Raw genomic sequence first — 20650 nt, 5'->3', positions numbered from 1 at the left:
ATATGTATTATTAACCCTCTGACTAATTTTAGCGAAATATTCGCTAAAAATCAATAGCGATTATTTCGCTAAGATATTCTTGTTTAGAGGTGAACAAGATGTATCAACGGATTCGAGATTTGCGCGAAGATAAAGATTTAACTCAAACTCAAATGGCCGAGTATCTGAATTGTAGCCAGCGGATATACAGCAACTATGAACGCGGTGATATAGACATTCCAACGGAGATTTTAATTAGACTGGCCAATTTCCACCAAACAAGCACAGACTATTTATTAAATAGAACAAACCAAAAAAAGCCCTACCCCTCAGGATAGAGTTCTAAAATCATCATGACATCTCACATATGAGCATTTTCCGCTACAAAATTATCTGATCCTATTGTTCGGTCGGCATCTTCCGTTCAAGCAACAATTTCATCTTGATATCCAATGGGTAAGGGAACCGCCATAAATGGGGCTCCCTTTTTTTAATAAAATAACATGAATATTTAGAATAGCTCATTTATTAAGCAATTTTTTTGTTACCCAAGTTATAGCTGCATTATTGACATCTTCACCCTGGCCTCCGTGAGGTGCTTTAGAGTTAGACATAAAAATATTTTCTACTCCAGTATGGTTAAGAGCATCTCTAAGTCTCCAACTTTGTTGAATAGATACTAAACTGTCACGTCCTCCATGTGCAATAAACATTGGTGGATCATCTGAAGATACATAATTTATAGGACTTGCCAATTCTGCCAACTTTACTTTTTCCCAATAAGGAGAATTGGTTTGTTTTTTATCCCGAATATCTCTCAGGACTGCCACACCTTGTCCTTCTTTATCAAATCCAAGAAGTTTGGCTTCAGCTGCTCGTGGAGAGTCATGTGTTTCGGCTGCCTCCTCAGGAGATTGCAGGGTTGGGTCCATCTCAGGTCCCATGGTAAACATATCTGTTGGACCGTAAAAATCAACTGCAGCCATTACTTTGCTTGAATACTCAAGATTGCCCCCAACATCACCTTCAAGCTCTTTTATATCACTGGTAACAGCGAGTTCGGTAGCCAGATGTCCACCTGCAGAATTTCCTGCAACTGCAATTTTTTCTGGATCAATACCGTATTCCTTGGCATGTGCACGCAGATATCTGATACTGCCCTTAACATCATACATTGGAGCCGGGAAAATAGCTTCGCCACTTAGCCGATAATCTATGGAAACGAAAGTGATTTTATCCTCTAATACTTTTTTAAAAACTTGGTATGCTGAATCTGTAGCCACTTGATCTGTGGCTCTACCTGTCATTTGTGATGGTCGATTTGGTGGTGCGGCTGTTTTCTTTTTTGCATCTTTAGGAGCATCATCGCCCTGATAGTCCCCTATAAGCCATCCTCCTCCATGAACATACACCAAGACAGGAGTTGCTTCGGTTACACCCTCCGGCTTGAAGATGTTCATTTTTAACTCTTTTTTCTTTCCATCGTCATTAGTTACGGTTGCATACACCACATCTTTATAGCTAGGACCCATACGAATAACATCTGTAGGAGGACTTTCAGCTGCTGCGAAACTTTCCTTTTGTGTGGCAAAAACCAATGTTGCTAAAAGTGCGAAGGATACAATTCTTAGTTTTTTATTCATACTCTCTCTCCTTGAATATATTATTGATACTGGTCTGGAATCATTTGATTTGAATTAGGATTCTCACTTTTTTTCATTCTCGCATTCTATCAGGTTATCTAAAGTTCTTATTAAGAAACTTTGATACAATGCTATTTCATCCTCGCTAAATCCCTTGTAAAAAATCTCTCCGACTTCATCAATAATTTTTTTGTTCAATTCCACTAGATTTTCATTTCTATTCACTACTTTAACTATTGTTTTCCGTTTGTCTGTTTGGCAAGGCATAAAACTGATATGTCCTGCTTTTTCCAACTTAGTTAATATACTCGTTAAAGTTGACTTTTGAAGATTGGTAATCCTTGAGATTTCATGTATAGGTATTTCGTCTTTTGTCCAAAGATAAAACAAAATTCTTGCTTGTGTTGCTGTTAAAGTATCAACCTCAGATTCCCTGTGTTTTCTTGAAACTATTCTAGCCAGCAATGCATCTATTGATGCTGATAAAAAAACAGATCTTCCTTTTATAATTCTCATTTGCCTCCATTTTTTCAAAAAAAGTACCATGTCGTACTAAAATTATAGTTCGATATGGTACTATTTTCAACATGTTTTTTTGAATGCTTGCATTTATTATCTCTTGCGACCTGTAGATCACCCCAATTAATAGTAGTAAGTACGGCTCAACAGACATTAGGCATTCACTACAGCGAGGAAGCTGTTTTATTGGGATGCATGGATGGTTAAAATTTGAACAGAGATCTTAATTAAATACTCTTCATAACCTCTAACTGAAAGATCATCTAACAAGACATCCTCATAAAAAAATCCCTGTAGTTCTATGCTCTTATCATTAGCATAATTTATTATTCGATCATAAGTGTCACATACACTTGAGTATCCTCTGTATGGTACGCGATTAAATATGTTCCTTTTTCTCGCTTGAAATTTGAATAATTTGATTTTTTACTAACTCTAGTAAAAAGATAATCATAATTGAATGTTTCATTTGCTAAGACTCTTTTAGTATCTCTCATCCAGCCTACTGTATGGGAAGCATCAATACTATAAATGTTCAAGTACTTTTCGTGTTTTATCATAGAATCGTAAATGCTTTTATCATTTGTGTAAGGATCAGCCTCTGTTACTACCAAAAACTCCTCCTTTTTTTCCTCAATAATAATATCAGTTGAAATGATCTCAGTTGCTGCTTGGGTAATTCGTTTCTTCTCTGATATTATACTTTTCATTTTTTGCAGTTGTTTAATTTTTGAATTCAGCATTGCCTCTTCTTTCCCAAGTAGGGCAATGAGCTCCTGAGGTGACCTTTTATTTAAATACTCTTTTATCTCTTTTAATGGCATTTCTAATTCTTTAAGTATTGAAATCACTTTAAAAACATCAATTTGATTAATTGAATAATATCTATACCCATTTTCAGCTTTAAATTCAGGAGAAAGAATTCCAAGTCGATCATAGTGAAATAAAGTATCCTTGCTAATACCCATCACTTTTGCAAATTGTCCTGACGTTAAATGAGTTTGAACATTATTCTCCATGAAATCCCTCCTTGACTATGGTGTTACACCACACTTTATTATAACCAAGTAACCTTCAAATAGCAGTAGACCATGAGGATTATCTAATCGAATTGCAGCGGATATTACGAAGAAGGCTACTTGGCAATTTAGTAATACCTAAATAATTAATCTTGGGAGGATATAAGGAATGAAAGTTCTAGTTACAGGAGCAACAGGCAGTGTGGGAAGTCATATTGTTGAACAACTACTTGCAAAAGATATAGAAGTAAAGGCATTATCAAGGAAGGAAAGCAACTTGCCTAAAGGAGCACAAGTAGTTCTAGGTGATCTTGATATTCCCGAAACTATAAAAGCACATCTCCATACTATAGATAGCTTGTTTCTGATCACTCAGAGTGAACAAACGGACGAAAAATTTATAAAAAACAAAAGAATTATTCAGATGGCAAAACAAGCTAATGTTGCAAGAATTGTAGCCCTGATAGATTTTGAAGGGAACCCAATTGAGGACGTTATTAAAAATAGCGGAATGGACTTTATTAAAGCCAGTGGAATTTATGAAAAATGCACTTTACAGTGGTTGGACAGAATCAATCCAAAAAGAAGGACTTATTCGTACGGCTTTCCCCGATAGTTTAAGCGCTAGAATTCATGAAGCTGATATCGCTGATGTCGCAGTAAAGGCACTAACAGAAGAAGGCCATGATAAGCGGACATATGATTTGACAGGACCAGAAGCATTGTCTCCAAGAAGTATGGTTAAACAAATTTCTGTAGTTATAGATAAATACATTGATCTTGTTGAAATTACAGAAGAACAAGTAAAACAAGATTGGAAAAGCAAAGGCTATGACAATGAATTTATTGAATACTTTATTATAGAGATGGGGAAAAACCCTCCTAAAGGAGCCTATACAGTTCTACCGACAGTAGAACAAGTTACAGGCAAGCCAACCAGAACATTTACTCAATGGGTTATTGAAAACAAGCATTATTTTGTATAACCCCTTATGTGTTTGCTAATTACCTAACGGAAAACGTTAGTTGAACGGGGAAAAGCGAAGAAAAAAACGATAGGTCATGTTTCCTGCAAGATAGCCCATTTCCCTAAGCACAACACTACATTATACTGAGCCAAGTAATAGAAACAGCGGCAGCCATGGGCGAAAAATAAAGTCTTAGACTGCCACTGTTTTATTCAACTATCCTACACATCAGTTGACTTAATTGGGTATCGAAGTGTGATTGGAGATAGAATCGATTATTAAATCCCAATCGTCGAAGTGAAGCTCATGTCCAGTACCTTCCAATGTCAATAAAACTGCACCTGGAATTTCGTTAGCAAGATTTATTCCGTGTTCATAAGGGATAATCGGATCTTCAGTACCGTGTATAACCAGAGCAGGGACGGTTACTTCCCCTGTCCTAGCCAGATAGGATTCTCCACCTGACAGCATTGCGTGATTGTTCATGCTGGCTATATTGTTGCTTCTTTTCCATTCTTCTTTTGTTAATTTATAAACCTTATTCTCATCGAAAGCGTGTTTTGAACCTACTAGAATTCTTGATCTACCTATCACAAAATCGACCACCGATTGTTCGTTCGTCCAATCTATTGCTCCCATATTCGAGAAATAGTCCATAACCTTTTCCTCCATCGGTGGAAGATCGGGAGCAAAATTGGACGTTGCTAAAAGGGTAATGGTTAGAACTCTGCCTGGATGTCGCAGAGCTATCATTTGAGTCAGCATGCCGCCCATGGACATCCCTACGATATGCGCTTGCTCAATCTTATAAGCATCCAATACTCGAATAGCATCATCTGCCATGTCTTCGAAAGTATAGTCTGGCTGCCCAGGTTCATAGGTTGTAGAACGTCCAACATCTCGGTTATCATAGCGAATGACAAAACGACCTGTCTCAGCTAAACGCTGGCAGAATTCTTCCTCCCACCAGATCAGTGAGGATTGAGCCCCCATAATCAGTAATATTGCCGGGTTAACTCGCTTTCCGAAACTATCAGTACAAATTTCTATTCCATCGCTTTTTATGAGTTGTTCGTTCATTTTAAAATTCCTCCCCTCAATGATATATAAAACAAAAAAACACAGAATAATAGTCTGTGTTTACAGTATAATCGTAAAATAATTTAGAAATGAACGCAAATTACCTTTATCACTTACCTCCATAAAGTACTTTCAGTTCCTCTTCCCTCATCGTAAAAGTATGTTTTTCTTCAGGAAACCGTTTATTCTTCACATCAGCACTATAAGCTTGAATGGACTCCAATATAAACGGATTCAGCGAATGGTATCGTTTCACAAACTTAGGAACCCGTTCAACACCATAGCCTAAAATATCATGATATACGAGAACCTGGGCATCCACATCCAATCCAGCACCAATTCCAATCACCGGAATCGAAAGGGCTTTGCTTACTTCTCCTGCAAGTTGTCTTGGAACACATTCCAAAAGAAGAGCAAATGCTCCAGCTGCTTCACATTTCTTAGCATCTTCCAGCAATTTTTTAGCGGCTAATGCATCTTTTCCCTGTACCTTATATCCGCCTAAAACTCCAACAGTTTGCGGAGTCAGTCCCAGGTGGGAGCAGACAGGAATTCCTGCTCTTGTCAGGGCGGCGATATGTTCGACGACTTCATCGGCACCTTCCAGCTTCACCGCATGGGCACCGGCATCTTGAACTAATTCCCCAGCATTGATTAATGTATCTCTAACAGACAAATGATAGGTTAAAAACGGCATATCCGTAATGATAAATGTATCCTTCGCTCCTCGTTTAACAGCTTTCGTGTGGTGAATCATGTCTTCGATTGTAACTGGAATTGTTGAATCGTAACCCAGAACAACCATTCCAAGCGAATCACCAACCAATATGACGTCAACGCCCCCTTGTTCCGCAAGTTTTGCAGAAGGATAGTCATAGGCTGTTAACATGACAATCTTTTCATTGTTTTGCTTCATTTTCAACAAATCTGTAGTTTGTTTCAACGTATACCCTCCTCCTCAATTTAAAAGTGACATATATTCAAATGCTGTTGTTCCATATACACTTTTAAAATGTTTATTTAAATGGGTTAAATCAACAAAGCCACATTCAGCTACTGCTGAATAAATATCTCTATTTTTTTCTATTAACTGCTTTGCACGTTCGATCTTGCAGTTAAGAAAGTATTGGTATGGTGAAATTCCAGTATGAGCATTGAATAATCGGATAAACTGAAATTTCGATAAATTAAGCTCTTTACATATCTCGTCAAGTTTAAGTACATGTTCTAAGTTGGTATGAATCATATCCTTCGCTATTCGAATTAAAACGTTCTCTTTCTTATTGTCTGTAGAAAGATTGGTTTGAAAAAGGCTATCCGTCAAGGATAAAAGTAATTCGCTACACAAGGCCTCATCTTTTTCGCTTAATATAGCATAAGAAAGACTTAATATTTTTTGTTCAAGACTATAGTCATACACAATTGGCGTTGAAAACCGTACGATATCCTTGCGCTCAATAATCTCTAAAAGCAATTGTGGCTCAATATATAGCATGACATAATCAAGCCCCACCTCATTATGTGCCATTCCGTCATGCGCCTGTTCTGGATTAAAAAGCATCACACCATTTTGATAGGATAACTGTAAGCTGCCATCCAAGGTATACTCTTGAATTCCACGCAATGTTACGCCTATTGCATACTCCATGTGAGAGTGCTTCTTATACTTAAATTCAGAAAGACTTGCTGATAATGCAGTAATACCTGCTGATTTCTTATAGATAAATTTGTCCATTTCAATCACCCCTAACAAGCTTACCTACATCCATATCATTATGGCCGCATAAGCTAAAAATAAGGCCATCATTACATTAACAGTCTTTTTATGCTTCTGTAAAAACTCCTTGAAGATTGTACCGAAAAGAACCCATGTTATAAATGCTAAAAATCCAATAAGCGTTATAGCGACAATACTTATTGTCACCGCAGGTATCGCGATATAGTGGGGCATAATAAAACTAGGAATTACAGTCATTGTAAATAGTACTACCTTTGGATTTAGAAACTGCATAAGGAAGCCTGACATAAAGGTAGCTGATTGGTTTACGGTTGGATTGGATGTATCCATTTTGTAAACTTGATAGGCGAGATAGAACATATAACAGCTTCCGATTATCTGCATAACAATTAAAATTTTCGGTATGATCGTTATAAGCATCGTATTCAATATAGCAGAAATAACAAGTAATAAACCAAAAGCTAGAGTTGCTCCATACGTATATTTCATTGCTTTTTTTGCCCCAAAATTATGGACTGTAGATAATATAACGATATTGGTAGGACCTGGTGTAAAAGTGGCAATAAAGCAGTAAATTAAAACAGATGTAATATTCATGAGGAAAACTCCTTTAACGTATTCTCATGAAATAATACATCTTAAGATAAATGGCATATAGTATATTATTGCAGGATTATATAAAGCTTCTTCCGCCATTAATGGATAATACTTAAGGACGCTCCCGCGCCTTTGCTGAGGCGACGTCGCCTGCTAGTGTTCGGTAATGTACGTGAGCTAAGCTATTGGAGATCGACGGCGGGATCGTCAATCATGGGATGATATACGTTTACGGTTGTTTATACAAATGTGGGATCTGGGCTTTAGTGAGTGGAACTTGCAGTTTAGAAAGAGAATGACGACGAACATCCCTGGGGGCCTCGCCGCAGGCGACTTTTTAGCTTATGACAACAAGGTTGAACTGACCGGAGGCACCTTTTAACAGCGGTATTCTTGCTCTGAACACTGGGCCAAGCTATGGACCCGAAAGCGCCTATGGCTAGGGGACACTATTCAATAGTTCGAAATTTCGATCAGATTGCCATCAGGATCTCTTATATAAACAGATGTTATAGGAGCTAATGCGCCAGTTCTCTTTACAGGACCTTCTTCAATAGGTATTCCACAGCTATCCAAATGGAAAATCACATCTGATAGTTGGACGTCAGTTATAAAACATAGATCAGCACTACCAGGTATGGGCGTTTTTGCTTTTGGTTCAAACTCCTTACTTACTTCATGCAGGTTTATTTTTTGTTGTCCAAAATGAAGTGCCTTTCTTCCCTCTTCAAAAGTGATAACTTCCATCCCTAATACTCGGCTATAAAAATCACAGGTTGTATTCACATTTCTAACTGTCAAAACCAAATGATCCAATTGAGAAATATGGATAACGTTCATCTCCCTTTTTTCGCTTATGCTACTAAGTACATTATACGATATAAAGTATTATTAAAAGCTATCGTTGCTATACAATTCCATTACTATCCAGATAATGATAACCTTCGTCCATAAGAAATGAAGTAAGAGACAGGATATATATTCCTGTCTCTCCTTCTCGAACTGGACTTGTATCTCTCAGTGCATCTAGCTTGAAAATTCTTAAGCCATTATTAAATCTTGCAGATGCTGAACATCAGCCTCAAGCTCTACTACCGCCCCGTGTTCCTCAATACTAACAATGCTTAAGCTTCCGTTTGGAATACTACGACGTTTCCTATACTCACTCAAAGGTTTAGATTCGACAAAATCAAGAATCATTTTAATGACGCCAGAATGAGAAACGATCAGTATCGTTTCTTCAACGTGTTTAACCTGAATCGATGTGACAAAAGTTATGACCCGTTTCTGCAAATCCTGAAAGTTTTCTCCTTGGGCAGGGTGAAACAACTCAGGGTGGTTTGTAAACTGTTCAAACAAAATAGGGTCAGCTTGAGCAACGTCATCTCTGGTGCGCCCGTCCCACCCCGCAATATCCAGTTCGTACAAGTGATCATCCAGTGTAATGTCAACGATTGCCTTTTATAATTGAAGCTGTTCGAGCCGCTCTTTGGCTGGGGCTGGAATAGATCTTTGTAAACGGTATATCCTCTAACCTGTTTTCCAAGGCAGAAGCTTGTTTTAATCCCACATCTGTCAGCGGTGAATCCAATCGTGATTCCATGCGGTTCGCCAAAATACCTTCAGTTTCCCCGTGCCGTGCTATATAAATTTGGGTCATACAGTAACCAACTCGTCCACCACATGAATTTGAAATTGCAGCGGCTCCAGCATAGTTTCAGTTGTTATGCCCCGCCAATCAAAGCAACCACGTATAGTACCTTCATATTTGCCGTTGTAAAGTTGTCGGTCGGCCTCCAGAATGTTTCCTAAAACTTTTCCATAGTGTAATTGATCCTTGGACGTTTTACTCCAAGCCGTTGCCATTAACCTGCCAAATTTATCGCGAGCATCGAGCAAGGCATCTTTAAACTCCTCTTCTTTCCCTAGATATTTGTCAGCGAATTGCTGCTGTACTTCAGGTATTTGTTCGGAACCAACATTGAATGAAAGATCACCAAGCTCCTGGGAAATTAGGTCGCGTTCAATTAAATTACGCTGGAAAATTTCAACCAGAATATCAAATGCTCCACCTGTAAAAGGTTCTGATAACGCGTGTTCTTCTCTGCTAATACCACGCATTTTTTTATCATTAAATGCTAAACGAATTTCTCGCCCATTTCTCAACTCCCCTACGCGAGCTAACTCGTTTCTAGAGAACAAATTACCTTTGGTACTGTTCAAAAGATGATCAACAACAGAATTAAAATGTAAGCAGGAAACGATGGATACTAGATCGCCAAATGCTTCATGGTGCCCGTCGTATTCATCGGTACGATTAGAACGAGAGGGAATTCCAATAATTGAGTTCTTTATGGTATGGCCAAGTTCATGAGCAAGGACATCAAAATTTTCACAATACGGATTCTCTGGTCCTCCAGTTGGAGATCCGAATTCAAGGAAACCAGCAGGACTTGACCAAGCATTCTGAAATTCTACCAAAGGGATGAGCAGCAGCTTGGGAATATCGGAAGTCCAAGGCCAAGGAATTTTCCGTCCAAAGTAATCTTCCCATATTTCTAGTACCCGACGAACTGTTGCATACATTGTTGCAGCGGAAAAGGCCCGCTCACCGGGGCGCAGATGATCGAAGTGACCTTGAGAATTAGGTTGAACAGCCGGATTATGCGGTCCCACATACCGATAACGAAATGGAGGAGACTCTTCAGATCCAAACTCCTTTTTGTTCAGAGCGTCAACCACATATAATCGATCGTCTTCAGGGCCTGCTTCGATTGTTCCAGCCGGTATGTTAATGTAAACAACTTCAGGTTCTTCGAATCCAGATACAGTTTTGTCTTGAGCGTAAATCAAAAATTTTGTTCCATTTTCTCTGGCCTGTGCATCTAACATTTGTGACATAACTTCATTCTCCTCTATTTTTGTTTAACTACCTTATAGAGTCTGTTCATAAGTGGGTAAATAATTCTGTGTATATTTATGTAATTTTTGCAAAGTTATTATTGTTAATAGCTTGCAAAATGATAGTTTACAGTTACTTATTTCGCAGTTAACCTGGACATGCGTGCTAGAAAAAAACACACAGCGCGATTGATCCGCCATGTGCTCCTTTTGTTATACTCAGTATTTCAATTCGGAAATAAGTAGCTCCAGTTCCTCCCTCTCCAGATGTCTCCATTGCCCACGTTCCAGATGATCCAAGGTAATATTCATAATTCGAACACGTTCCAACTTTAGCACCCTGTACCCCAAGGCCTTGCACATTCTGCGAATTTGCAAGTTCAGACCCTGCGTCAAAATAATGCGGAACTCGTATTCGCTCGTACGATCAACTTTGCACGGTTTGGTAATGACGTTCAATATTTCAACGCCACGAGACATGGCCTGCGTAAACTCGTTTGTAACAGGTTTGTCTACAGTCACTATATATTCCTTCTCATGGCCATTCTCGGAACGCATCATTTGATTGACAATGCTTCCATCGTTGGTTAATAGAATGAGTCCCTCTGACGCTTTATCCAGCCTGCCAATGGCAAAAATACGTGAAGGATAATTGACATAACTAATAATATTGCCAGCCACTTGCTCAGCTGCCGTACAAACAATGCCTATAGGCTTATTTAGAGCCAAATATACAGGTTCAATGGAATTAAGCGGAATAGCTTCTCCATCAATCAGCACGATATCCTGTGGCTCTACTTCCGCGCCCGCTTCACAAACATTTCCATTAATCGTAATTCGTCCTGCTGCAATCAACCTATTGGTTTCCCGACGTGAGTAAAATCCTGTCTCACTTATGTACTTGTTAATTCTCACGATTCACCTGCTTCTGATTATAATATGCGAGTATAAGTAAAATAATTAAAAAAACACCTGATTGTTCTTGCTTAATCAGATGTTCGCCGTTTACGACAACTTATACTTTCCCGGCTTATTTGCTGCTGTTGCCGCCGCTTTTATTCCTTGTTGGTTTGGCAGCGCCGCCTTTTGTGCCACCTGCCGCTTTGCTTCCCGGAGCGCTTGTAGAAGCGCTTTTTGTCCTTACTGGCTTCGCAGTTTTGTTCCAGCGTGTCCAGCCCTTACTACCTGTACCTCTGCCGGTCCCGCCGCCCTTGCTTTTTCCACCCATATGATCACTCCATTACTAGTCGTTCAGATTTAACTAAGCTATCATACCATTACTTTGATCATAATGCCCATTTGTTTTAAAAATTGAACATGTTAAGCCGCAAATACTTTCGCAAAACGGATCTTGCTGTATTTTTGTTTGTATGCAGGTAAATAATGAAATAAGGTCGTATAGTATGGAAAAATAATGATTCTTGAAGGAGTGAAACACATGTCTGTTGATGTTTATCTTAACTATAATGGAAACTGTCGTGAAGCAGCGGAGTTTTACGCAGATACTTTTGGGACTGAGAAACCACAAATCATGACGTTTGGTGAAGCACCGCCCAATCCCGATTATCCTCTACCAGAAGAAGCCAAAAATTTGGTCATGCATACGCGGCTTCAAATTGATGGTAGTAATGTCATGTTTTCAGACGTTTTTCCTGGTATGCCTTTCGTAGCCGGAAACAACATCAGCCTCGCCATCGTCAATAAGGACGAAGAGAAAATTCGATCGTACTTTCATAAGTTAAAAGAAGGAGGAACCGTAAGCATGGAACTTCAAGAAACATTCTGGAGTAAATGTTACGGTAGCCTTAAAGATAAATTCGGAATTGAGTGGCAATTGAGCTATGACATTGAAGAATCGCCCAAAGAACAATAAAAAAACGTTAACCCAGCCATATTTTGCATGGATATGGGTTAGCGTCTCTTCATTTATCGTGCATTTAACTGGCTTTTGACAGCAAGTAAAGGAAATAAGGGGTGACCAGTATGGTGATAATAATTCCGGTTGGAATATCTGCCCCAAAACTGATCGTCCGAGTAATTGTGTCAGCAATCAAAATGACGAGTGCACCAACTAATGCCGTCGTAGGTAGCAATAGCTTATGATTGGGCCCTACTAGCTTGCGCGCTAGATGTGGGCTGACCATGCCTACAAAAAAGAAATTTCCGCCAAGTGCCACGCTACCAGAAGCAAGCGCAACGGCAGCAATCGTCAAGCCGATAAACTCCCTTTTAATTGCTACGCCGAGCCCCGCTGCTGTCTGATTTCCCAAATTCAACGTATTGAGTGTGTTCGACCTGTAAAAAACGTAAACGCAGATGATAAGTACCCACGGGAGCAGCACCATAATATAGCTCCAGTCGTCCCCCCACAGGTCTCCAGCCTGCCATCTCAAAGCAAAGTCATACTGTTGCTTATCTAGCCGGAGTGTCAACATCAGAGATAATGCGCTGTAGCCACTGCCCATAGCGACACCGGTTAAAATTAAGCCTGTAGGCGAGATGTCTCTTCCCCGCCTGAAAGCAAACATAAAAATCAAAAATGCTGCCGTAAGGCCGCCTGCAAAAGCCAGCCCAGGAAGAAGAATAGGCGATAGCAATCCTTCACTAGCGAACAACGTAATATACATAAGTACAAATAACCCTGAGCCTGAGCTGAGGCCGAGTGTTCCCGGACTGGCCATGTCGTTTTTGAGCAAGCTCTGCATAATACAGCCTGATATCCCCATGCCAATACCTACCAATATAGAAAGCACAATACGTGGCAGTCGAAAGTCAAACACGATCAGGTTCTGTTTGCTCGTTCCTTCGCCAATGATGACCTTGAAAACTTCGAGTGGAGAAAGGTTCATTTTCCCAACATTCATACTGAGTACAGCCACTAGCAGCGTCAGCACTACTAACAGTAAAATAATGCTAATCCCCCTAGTATTACGGGACAGTTTCAACTAAACTCCCTCCTCTGCTTGCGCACAAGGTAGAGAAAATAGGGTACGCCCACCAAGGCAAAAATAATGCCAAGGGGTGTTTCGTGAGGACGATTGATCAGTCGTCCGAGTAAATCTGCCGCCAACAGAAAGACTGCTCCATACAAAGCTGAGGCCGGGATAATATACCGATAATCCGTTCCGACCAGATGGCGCATAATGTGTGGCACGATCAAACCCACGAAGCCAACAGGACCGACGACAATAACCGATAAACCTGTTAGAATTAATACAATTAAGGTTGAAAACAGCTTAATCCGGTTCGCACGAATACCCAAGCCTGATGCCACATCCTCCCCGAAGCTCAAAATCGTAATTGAGGGAGAAAGCACGATGGCACAGATCAAACCCACTACAAAAAGTGGAGCAATGAAAGCTAATTCACCCCACTTGGCGCTGGCTGTACCACCAGCAGACCAATAATCAAGGGCTTGGCCAATCTCATACTTAATAGCGATAAACGTACTAAACGCACCAAAAAGCATAGAGATGGACATTCCTGCCAGCACCAGTCGCTGAGGCATCATGCCTCGCTTGCCTATAGATGCGATGTAATACGTAATGCCTGTAGTAATTGCTGCACCTAGGCAAGAATACAGCATGGTTTCCCCGTAGGTGCGACCAGGCAAAAAGGCCATACATAACGCAATAGCAAATGTCGAGCCTGAACTTATACCAATGAGTCCCGAATCCGCTAGTGGATTACGAGTGGTTCCCTGCATAATCGCCCCACACACAGCCAAGCTGCACCCCACAATGATATCTGCCACAGTGCGCGGAAAACGCAAGGTGTGAATAATTTGATGTTCCGTAATATTGGGATCAAACTGAAATATAGCCCCCCATGCCAGCTTCAAGCTCATTTCCGCAGCACCAAAGGTAATAGATGCTGCGGTAACCACCAAGAGCAGGAACACGCCCACGATCATGTAGCTTACAAAATGGAATATTCCTTTTTTATTTGATTCTTTATGAGTTGACATCGATTACACCCTTAGTTGGTCAATTATGCATCGTTACTTCGTCTGTTCTAGCAATTTGCTAGTAATATAATCTAGCTGTCCCGTCATACTAGCAACGTCCGAATAATAGAACAGTCCTGCATATTTCGCTGGAATTTCGATGATATGTCCGTTTTTAACGGCTGGAATACTGCTCCAGATTTTTGTCTTCGCATATTCGGATTCCTTTCCTTCCTGCTTAAACCAAAGGACATAATCTCCAAAGTATTCAGCAGCCACCTCGTAGGATAAAGAACCCCGACTCTCTCCGGAATTTTTAACCAATGTATTGAGCTTTTCGGGTTTGTGAAGTCCCAGATAATTGTAAAGCAACGTTCCTCCACGTGAGCCTGTTTCATAATATATTCCGTAAGAACCACTGCCCCAGTCTTCGAAAATGCTAAACGTTTTGTCCTTGAATACGTCGGAATTCATTTTTTCTTTGGCCTGACTCAGCTTGCTTTCAAACAGTGAAATCACTTTATCTGCTTCTGCTTCATGTCCTGTGGCCTGACCAAGGAATTTCAAACGTTCTATAGAAGTCATTTTATCCTCAGGTATCACAAGAACAGGCGCAATTTTAGACAGCTTATCATAATCCTTTGTATCATATGTAATGATGAGATCAGGGTCATACTTCATAATTTCCTCAGTTTCCCACTTTTCAATATTGGGGATGTCGTTAAACTTATCGTAAAAAGGCATCGTTTCTTGCTTCCAGCCCATTACTGCCGCTGGTTTAATCCCTAGTGTAAATATATCGCCAACATACCAGTTCACGACTACCCGTTGAGGATTAGTGGGCACCTTCACGTCTCCTTTTACCGTAGAGACTGTACGCGTATCAGAATCACTACTTACCTCTTCCTTCGTGGAGGACGCGGGTTTAGCAGATGAATCAGAGGAACTGCCAGCATTCCCACAACCTGAAATAACGAAAATCATTACGAATAGCACACATAAAATCATGTGGAATTTCTTGTTCATCATACGATGCATGTTGTAAATCTCCTTTGAAATATAGTAAGTGCAAAATATACTTAAAATTAGTGATACTGATAATCATTATCACTAATATAAAATTGTAAATTTTACCTCACTGATTGTCAACTGTTTCTTTAATTTTTTGTTTTACTTTAATGGGTTCTCCAGTGCTCCTCTTCTATTCGCTTCATGCCATTCCTGATAGATTCCTCCAATTTCATAAAATGCTTTGTTCATTGCAGTTGTCAGCTCCTTCATGATCTCATTAGTATATTTTAAATGAGTATTTATGTTGTCCACTTTATATTTGCGAAGTAGATTCAGATGAGTAATGATGTGAATTGTATCTTCGATGATCCAATAAATCACATCCTCTACATCTTTCGTAAGCTTGTTCAGCATCTGTATGCCTCTTTCATACATCTGGAGCGTATAACCCCGCTTGCCCACTTGCACATACGGGCTCAGATCATCATAAAAATCCGTACGGAAAGGTCGTTTTACATATTGCTCATACTGTTCTTCATATATCGAAGTTTGTTCAAGCAGTTTAATAGTCATATCTATGATTTCCTGTTCGCTGTATATTTTTTTCATCAGATTTTCCCTTCCCTTTCTCTACTAAATAAATTCAAGTCATAGTTATATTAGATCACAAGTGATGCAATAAGAAGGAAAACTCTTTTTTTACCAACCATTAACAATTTTGTTTGTTGCAAACGATAATTAGAATAGAGGGATTTCCCTCAATATATCCAACTGAAGGAGACAGGCGAATGAATAGAGTATGGACGAAAGCATCGGCTATTCTATTGGTAGTGATATCCCTGATGTTCAATGGAACGTACGCGCTCGCAGCTTCAGCAACATCAACGTATATTGTTACGTTTCAACAAGCAACCTTGGTATCCAACGATCACGTAGGCAACGAATGGGCCATTGCTGCCCAGGTGGCAGGCCAATCCATTAGTGAAGGCAACAGCGTAAAGATAAAGGTCAAATCAGGGGGTAACATTAAGCTGTATGCGTATGCCGAGGAACAAGACAAAATTCCTGATGAAGGCGAAGCCACCAAGAATGTAAAGGTCTCCTCTGTTTCTGCCAAAGGTTCTACTGTCAAGTTAAGAGTGACTGTTACTAAAACCGTGGACGTTACTCAGGTCATCAAGCCGTTTGGGAATTTACGTATAAGATTAAGAAACAATAATAGAATGCTAAAAAAAAGACCGTCACTCCCCAGGAGCGGCGGTCTTCGCTTTTACAAGTCGCGGTAACTGGGCACATACCATTTCGGTATATAGGTTTGAAAGTAATTATACGCTTCCAAAACCACTTCAGCTCGTTGAACCATATCGTCTACCTCTTCTTTGCCAAATGGAATGGCCCAGTGGATCGATGAAAGCTGATTGCTTGCAATATACAGAGCCATTAATCTAAAAAATAAATCAGGTACATTGTTATTAAAATAACCGTGGATACGGCCCGAAGCGAATAAAGGACTTAATGCTGCACACCAGGTAATTCTATTGAATTCCTCCCAAGGATCACCATAATCCATTCTATTAAAATCGATGATACCCAGTTCACCGGATGGGGTAACCACCATATTGCCAACATGATAATCCCCATGCTGAAAAGTCTGGGGACGATTTTCTAATAGCTGACGATTTTGCTCAATAAAGCTTATGGCTTGATCTGCTCCCTTTAGGGGAATACCGCATGACTTATAGTTTGTAATATATCTGTTGATTTTGGCATTATAATGTTCAGCCCATGGGACTCGATCTTGCTCCGCATGAATTCCATGCATTTTTTTCAATGTATCTCCTGCTTGAACTCCGAGTCGATACTGTTGTGCTGCGGTTAACGTGGGGATAATCTCTTCAGCATCTTTCCCGTCGATCCAGGTGAATAGGGAATATACAGATTGACCATTATTACAAAGCCCAAATTCAAGCGGCCGGGACATGAACAGATTCTCCACGTGATTCAGCTTTTTTACAGCTTCAAACTCGCGTTTCCTTTTATCATAATGAGTCATATCCGTCATTCTTAACAGCAAGTCCTTACCGCCAGTGGTTTGTATATAATATTTTTTGTCACTGGACCAGCCTCTATGAATTTCTTCCACGTGGCTCCACCTGCTGGCACCCGGTATTTCACTAAAGAGTTGATTCACGCTCATCCCCCCACGTTAAAATAACCTTACTTACTATATATGCTTTCCATAGTTTACCTTTGTAATGACAGAGGAATCAATCTTCTTCCAGGAAAAACTCAAATAAAAAAGGCTGAAAAGACAATCTGTCTCATCAACCTCAATATTCACTGAGTTGCCATCGTGAACACCCATCACTTGTATTGTAAAATCAGTAAGAATAAGAAAATTCATGTTTAAATTCGTCTACCCGTTGAATGGTTTTCAGAATATTGCGACCTTCACGTGTGCCATCAATAATACGACGAGCTTGTTTACTATCCCCGATATTAATAACTTCTACTTGATGTTCTTTACCATATTCGAGCAAGCTGTCCATCAGCGGACTGTATGAACGCATACCCAAGCATACGAATCCAAGATCAAAAGGAATCTCAAACTCCTGTTCTCCATGCTTTACTTTGAAGCGGTCGCTACACACTTCTGTCAAAGCTGTTTCCGTATGGACGTTCACTTCCCGCTCCTCTACCATTTTCATCATGGAAATGCGAGTAATCATATCCAGGTCTTTACCCAGTAGCGGCATCATCTCAATGATGGAAACCTCTTGTGCTCCACGCTCTGCGTAATATTCGACGACATCCAGTCCCACAGCTCCGCCACCAACTACAGCAATACGTTTACCTTCGAAATCCTGGAATTTCTCCATGTTGTGCAAAAGATCAAAGATGGAGAACACTTTTGTGCCCGGTTTGCCCAGTTGCTCATGCAAACCTGCAATGGGCGGAAGAAGTGGTGTGGCTCCCGTCGCATTGACAATAATATCAGGATTCAGGGCACTAATCATCGCCAGATCGGCTCGGGTCCCTGTTACAATGTTCAGATTGGTTAACTGTTTGGTGCGCTGAATCAGATAATCAGGGAAATCATTGATGCGTGTTTTGTCTGGCAAGCGGGCAATATCACGAGCCAAGCCGCCCAACTCTGGTTTCTCCTCGAAGAGGGTTACTTTGCAGCCTACTTCAGCTGCCGTACATGCTGCTTCCATCCCAGCGGTACCCCCACCGATCACAACAACTTGAACGTTGTTTTTTACACGTTGTTTCCGGTATTCAGCTTCCTTGAAGAGATCCGGATTTACCGTACAGCAAATCGGTTTACTTTTGGAGATACGATGATCCGCACAACCAATGTTGCAAGAGATACATTTTCTAAGCAAATGTTCGTAGCCGTTTTGCACTTTAAGCACCCAGTTCGGTTCTGCAATCAAGCCTCTACCCATAGCCAGAAGATCAGCGTCACCTCTCTCCAAAATGTCCTGCGCAACCTGTGGGTTCCGAATATTACCTGAGGTCATCGTGACCTTCCCGAATTTTTCTTTTACTGCTTTGGCCATATATGAGCGCCAACCATCCGGCAAGTTCATCCCGTCAATCTGGAACTGGATAGAATCATTCAGAGCAGCAGAAACGTTCAGAATATCTACCTCATCATTAAGATACTCCAATAACTCGAGTGTATCTTCCAGTGTGTTCCCACCTTCTGTGAACTCTTCCGCGCTAAAACGTAAGCAAATAGGGAAAAATGGGCCCACCACTGAACGAATTTCATCAATGACTAATCTGGCAAAACGGGTACGGTTTTCTGCGCTGCCGCCAAATTCATCCGTACGTTTATTATACATCGGCGAAAGAAACTGACTCAGCAAGTAGGAGTGTCCCGCATGAATTTCAACACAGTCAAATCCTGCTCGTTGCGCTCTTCCCGCTGCTTCTCCATATTTGCGCACAATGGCGTAAATTTCTTCTTTTTGCAAAGGTCTTGGAGTCGCTCCGCCCTTTTTAGAAGGAATATTCGAAGAAGATACAGGCTGAACTCCGTTCAGTCGTCCCGCATAAGCCGAAGCACCCGCATGGTTAATTTGTACAGAAACACAAGCTCCATAAGAGTGCAGGGCTTCTGTTAATCTAAACAGTCCGGGAATAAACTGATCGTTATCCATACGCAACTGGGTTGTTCCGTTTGTACCCATCGGGAAATCCAGACAAACATTTTCTACTGTTATCAAGCCGGTACCACCTTTGGCCCGTTGCACGTAATAGTCAATATGATCCTGAACAAAGCTTCCGTCCATGGCAGCAAAGTTAGTTCCCATCGGGGGCATAACAATCCGATTTTTCAAGGTCATGCGTCGTATGGTTAGAGGTTCAAAGATAGCAGGATAGTGGTTCATTGTTCTTCCTCCTTGCGAGTTTACAAATTTCATGCTCAAGTTTCCATTAAAGCATTCACATATGTGATTTTTTTCACTTTCGGGAATATCGAGATGTTATTGAGTACGATCATTCCTTATGACTTGATTTTATATCATCTAATCCATAAATTCTAATGCTATTTTATGTAGAGAATCATAGTTTCAGTCTATAGATTAACTGGATTTAGACATAAAAAGGAACAATCCTGTGAGGAATGTTCCTTTTGTGTGAAAAAATCATGCTTATATTCCGGACCCACCTACCGATCCGTTCTTTTAAAACCGTTGGGTACACGCTCCATAATCCCTTCCCTAACATATCTGTCCAGCAGCCCACACATTGTGGCATATCCATTTTTTCTGAATAAAGGTACGTAGGCTGTGGCTTTAGGAGAGGTGTTCAGATATTTAAGAAAAAATCCTTCGTCGATCACCTGGGTATCGTAAATACAAGCCTCAATAGATGTATGCCGTTCTGGGTGATGCTCCCCAATATTCATAAACAGACAATGATCACCATGCAAATCAGCTGACCATATTCCATCAATAATCAAGTCTGTTTCTTCCTGTTTCAGCCATTCAAACTGAGTTGGGAACGGATCATACTCAGAAGGTCTGATTTGGTGGGTTTCGGTAGCCATTTGTTCACATAAACGCTGAGCAGATAATGTGTATTCATCCCACAATCCCAGAATAGCCATATCTCTTTCACGCGAGTATTCCCACTCTTGATCTTCTTCTGTCGAAGTTGTGAACTGTGCGAGCGATTGGTCTATACCCTTACGCCTCATTGCTATTTTCCTTCCTCCTATCCATCACTAGAAG

The 20650-nt window shown here is 40.4% G+C and carries 26 protein-coding genes; 6 read left to right on the top strand and 20 right to left on the bottom strand.

Annotated elements, in window-relative coordinates; all coding sequences use genetic code 11:
• Positions 1 to 98: 98 nt before the first annotated feature.
• A complete protein-coding gene (locus C1T21_RS05650; protein ID WP_025718959.1) occupies positions 99 to 317 on the top strand; it encodes a helix-turn-helix domain-containing protein in 219 nt (72 codons plus the stop codon).
• 183 nt (positions 318 to 500) lie between these two features.
• Here C1T21_RS05650 and C1T21_RS05645 read toward each other — a convergent pair whose 3' ends face one another.
• The 3 genes from C1T21_RS05645 to C1T21_RS05635 all read right to left on the bottom strand — a co-directional run bounded on the left by C1T21_RS05645 (position 501) and on the right by C1T21_RS05635 (position 3160).
• A complete protein-coding gene (locus C1T21_RS05645; RefSeq protein ID WP_103047552.1) occupies positions 501 to 1622 on the bottom strand; it encodes an alpha/beta hydrolase in 1122 nt (373 codons plus the stop codon).
• Positions 1623 to 1685: 63 nt separating this feature from the next.
• Positions 1686 to 2138, bottom strand: a complete 453-nt coding sequence (locus C1T21_RS05640) for a MarR family winged helix-turn-helix transcriptional regulator (protein WP_025718962.1) — start codon at positions 2136 to 2138, stop codon at positions 1686 to 1688.
• 329 nt (positions 2139 to 2467) lie between these two features.
• Positions 2468 to 3160 (bottom strand): MerR family transcriptional regulator, encoded by a 693-nt coding sequence (locus C1T21_RS05635; RefSeq protein WP_258012372.1) that lies wholly within the window; start codon positions 3158 to 3160, stop codon positions 2468 to 2470.
• A 169-nt stretch (positions 3161 to 3329) separates the two neighbouring features.
• Here C1T21_RS05635 and C1T21_RS27760 point away from each other — a divergent pair, with 169 nt between their 5' ends.
• Together C1T21_RS27760 and C1T21_RS27755 are read left to right on the top strand one after the other, a co-directional pair.
• Positions 3330 to 3776: an SDR family oxidoreductase gene (locus tag C1T21_RS27760; RefSeq protein WP_258012371.1), complete on the top strand. Its 447-nt coding sequence runs from the start codon at positions 3330 to 3332 to the stop codon at positions 3774 to 3776.
• Positions 3691 to 4146, top strand: a complete 456-nt coding sequence (locus tag C1T21_RS27755; RefSeq protein WP_258012370.1) for a Rossmann-fold NAD(P)-binding domain-containing protein — start codon at positions 3691 to 3693, stop codon at positions 4144 to 4146. The genes C1T21_RS27760 and C1T21_RS27755 overlap by 86 nt, the downstream gene beginning before the upstream one ends.
• A 219-nt stretch (positions 4147 to 4365) precedes the next feature.
• On the opposite strand, the gene mle is transcribed toward C1T21_RS27755, so the two are convergent.
• From mle to C1T21_RS05610, 4 genes are all read right to left on the bottom strand, one after another.
• Positions 4366 to 5208 (bottom strand): alpha/beta fold macrolide esterase, encoded by an 843-nt coding sequence (mle, locus tag C1T21_RS05625; RefSeq protein ID WP_103047551.1) that lies wholly within the window; start codon positions 5206 to 5208, stop codon positions 4366 to 4368.
• Between the two features lie 109 nt (positions 5209 to 5317).
• Positions 5318 to 6151, bottom strand: a complete 834-nt coding sequence (gene panB / locus C1T21_RS05620) for a 3-methyl-2-oxobutanoate hydroxymethyltransferase (protein WP_103047550.1) — start codon at positions 6149 to 6151, stop codon at positions 5318 to 5320.
• Between the two features lie 15 nt (positions 6152 to 6166).
• Positions 6167 to 6943 carry an AraC family transcriptional regulator gene (locus tag C1T21_RS05615; protein ID WP_103047549.1) on the bottom strand — a complete coding sequence of 259 codons (777 nt, stop codon included), beginning with the start codon at positions 6941 to 6943 and terminating at the stop codon, positions 6167 to 6169.
• Positions 6944 to 6967: 24 nt separating this feature from the next.
• Complete coding sequence (locus C1T21_RS05610; protein WP_025718970.1) at positions 6968 to 7543, bottom strand: LysE family translocator; 576 nt, start codon at positions 7541 to 7543, stop codon at positions 6968 to 6970.
• A gap of 235 nt (positions 7544 to 7778) precedes the next feature.
• On the opposite strand from C1T21_RS05610, the gene C1T21_RS27245 reads away from it, so the two are divergent.
• Entirely contained in the window at positions 7779 to 7925 is a 147-nt protein-coding gene (locus C1T21_RS27245; protein WP_180984557.1) for a hypothetical protein, read from the top strand.
• 71 nt (positions 7926 to 7996) lie between these two features.
• Here C1T21_RS27245 and C1T21_RS05605 read toward each other — a convergent pair whose 3' ends face one another.
• The 6 genes from C1T21_RS05605 to C1T21_RS05580 form a co-directional block, all read right to left on the bottom strand.
• Positions 7997 to 8383, bottom strand: coding sequence for a VOC family protein (locus tag C1T21_RS05605; RefSeq protein WP_103047548.1), 387 nt, complete (start codon positions 8381 to 8383; stop codon positions 7997 to 7999).
• A 201-nt stretch (positions 8384 to 8584) separates the two neighbouring features.
• Positions 8585 to 8983 carry a histidine phosphatase family protein gene (locus C1T21_RS05600; protein WP_258012373.1) on the bottom strand — a complete coding sequence of 133 codons (399 nt, stop codon included), beginning with the start codon at positions 8981 to 8983 and terminating at the stop codon, positions 8585 to 8587.
• Positions 8984 to 8990: 7 nt separating this feature from the next.
• Entirely contained in the window at positions 8991 to 9203 is a 213-nt protein-coding gene (locus C1T21_RS28415) for a histidine phosphatase family protein (protein WP_103047546.1), read from the bottom strand.
• The gene (locus C1T21_RS05590) at positions 9200 to 10444 is read right to left on the bottom strand and encodes a gluzincin family metallopeptidase (RefSeq protein WP_025721058.1); all 1245 of its coding nucleotides are present in this window, start codon (positions 10442 to 10444) and stop codon (positions 9200 to 9202) included. Before C1T21_RS05590 ends, C1T21_RS28415 begins: the two co-directional genes overlap by 4 nt.
• A 219-nt stretch (positions 10445 to 10663) precedes the next feature.
• On the bottom strand, positions 10664 to 11359 hold the full coding sequence (locus tag C1T21_RS05585) for a pseudouridine synthase (protein ID WP_103047545.1): 696 nt from the start codon (positions 11357 to 11359) through the stop codon (positions 10664 to 10666).
• Positions 11360 to 11474: 115 nt separating this feature from the next.
• Positions 11475 to 11672 (bottom strand): DUF3934 family protein, encoded by a 198-nt coding sequence (locus C1T21_RS05580; RefSeq protein WP_103047544.1) that lies wholly within the window; start codon positions 11670 to 11672, stop codon positions 11475 to 11477.
• A gap of 210 nt (positions 11673 to 11882) precedes the next feature.
• Here C1T21_RS05580 and C1T21_RS05575 point away from each other — a divergent pair, with 210 nt between their 5' ends.
• On the top strand, positions 11883 to 12317 hold the full coding sequence (locus tag C1T21_RS05575) for a VOC family protein (RefSeq protein ID WP_103047543.1): 435 nt from the start codon (positions 11883 to 11885) through the stop codon (positions 12315 to 12317).
• 64 nt (positions 12318 to 12381) lie between these two features.
• Here C1T21_RS05575 and C1T21_RS05570 read toward each other — a convergent pair whose 3' ends face one another.
• From C1T21_RS05570 to C1T21_RS05555, 4 genes are all read right to left on the bottom strand, one after another.
• A complete protein-coding gene (locus tag C1T21_RS05570; protein ID WP_103047542.1) occupies positions 12382 to 13389 on the bottom strand; it encodes a FecCD family ABC transporter permease in 1008 nt (335 codons plus the stop codon).
• Positions 13386 to 14411: a FecCD family ABC transporter permease gene (locus C1T21_RS05565; RefSeq protein ID WP_103047541.1), complete on the bottom strand. Its 1026-nt coding sequence runs from the start codon at positions 14409 to 14411 to the stop codon at positions 13386 to 13388. The genes C1T21_RS05570 and C1T21_RS05565 overlap by 4 nt, the downstream gene beginning before the upstream one ends.
• 33 nt (positions 14412 to 14444) lie before the next feature.
• On the bottom strand, positions 14445 to 15428 hold the full coding sequence (locus tag C1T21_RS05560) for an ABC transporter substrate-binding protein (protein WP_103047540.1): 984 nt from the start codon (positions 15426 to 15428) through the stop codon (positions 14445 to 14447).
• A 132-nt stretch (positions 15429 to 15560) separates the two neighbouring features.
• The gene (locus C1T21_RS05555) at positions 15561 to 16010 is read right to left on the bottom strand and encodes an Imm63 family immunity protein (RefSeq protein WP_103047539.1); all 450 of its coding nucleotides are present in this window, start codon (positions 16008 to 16010) and stop codon (positions 15561 to 15563) included.
• A 179-nt stretch (positions 16011 to 16189) separates the two neighbouring features.
• Between C1T21_RS05555 and C1T21_RS05550 the strand changes: the two genes are divergently transcribed.
• Complete coding sequence (locus C1T21_RS05550; RefSeq protein ID WP_258012369.1) at positions 16190 to 16687, top strand: hypothetical protein; 498 nt, start codon at positions 16190 to 16192, stop codon at positions 16685 to 16687.
• On the opposite strand, the gene C1T21_RS05545 is transcribed toward C1T21_RS05550, so the two are convergent.
• The 3 genes from C1T21_RS05545 to C1T21_RS05535 all read right to left on the bottom strand — a co-directional run bounded on the left by C1T21_RS05545 (position 16672) and on the right by C1T21_RS05535 (position 20616).
• Entirely contained in the window at positions 16672 to 17592 is a 921-nt protein-coding gene (locus C1T21_RS05545) for an aminoglycoside phosphotransferase family protein (RefSeq protein ID WP_103047538.1), read from the bottom strand. The two genes, C1T21_RS05550 and C1T21_RS05545, sit on opposite strands and share 16 nt — an antisense overlap.
• Before the next feature lie 190 nt (positions 17593 to 17782).
• Entirely contained in the window at positions 17783 to 19804 is a 2022-nt protein-coding gene (locus C1T21_RS05540) for an NAD(P)/FAD-dependent oxidoreductase (protein WP_103047537.1), read from the bottom strand.
• A gap of 281 nt (positions 19805 to 20085) precedes the next feature.
• On the bottom strand, positions 20086 to 20616 hold the full coding sequence (locus C1T21_RS05535) for a hypothetical protein (RefSeq protein ID WP_103047536.1): 531 nt from the start codon (positions 20614 to 20616) through the stop codon (positions 20086 to 20088).
• Between the last annotated feature and the right edge of the window lie 34 nt (positions 20617 to 20650).

Origin of the sequence: Paenibacillus sp. F4 (genome assembly GCF_002894905.1) — a bacterium.
Taxonomy (GTDB): Bacteria; Bacillota; Bacilli; order Paenibacillales; family Paenibacillaceae; genus Paenibacillus; species Paenibacillus polymyxa_B.
This window is presented reverse-complemented; position numbering and strand designations above follow the sequence as displayed.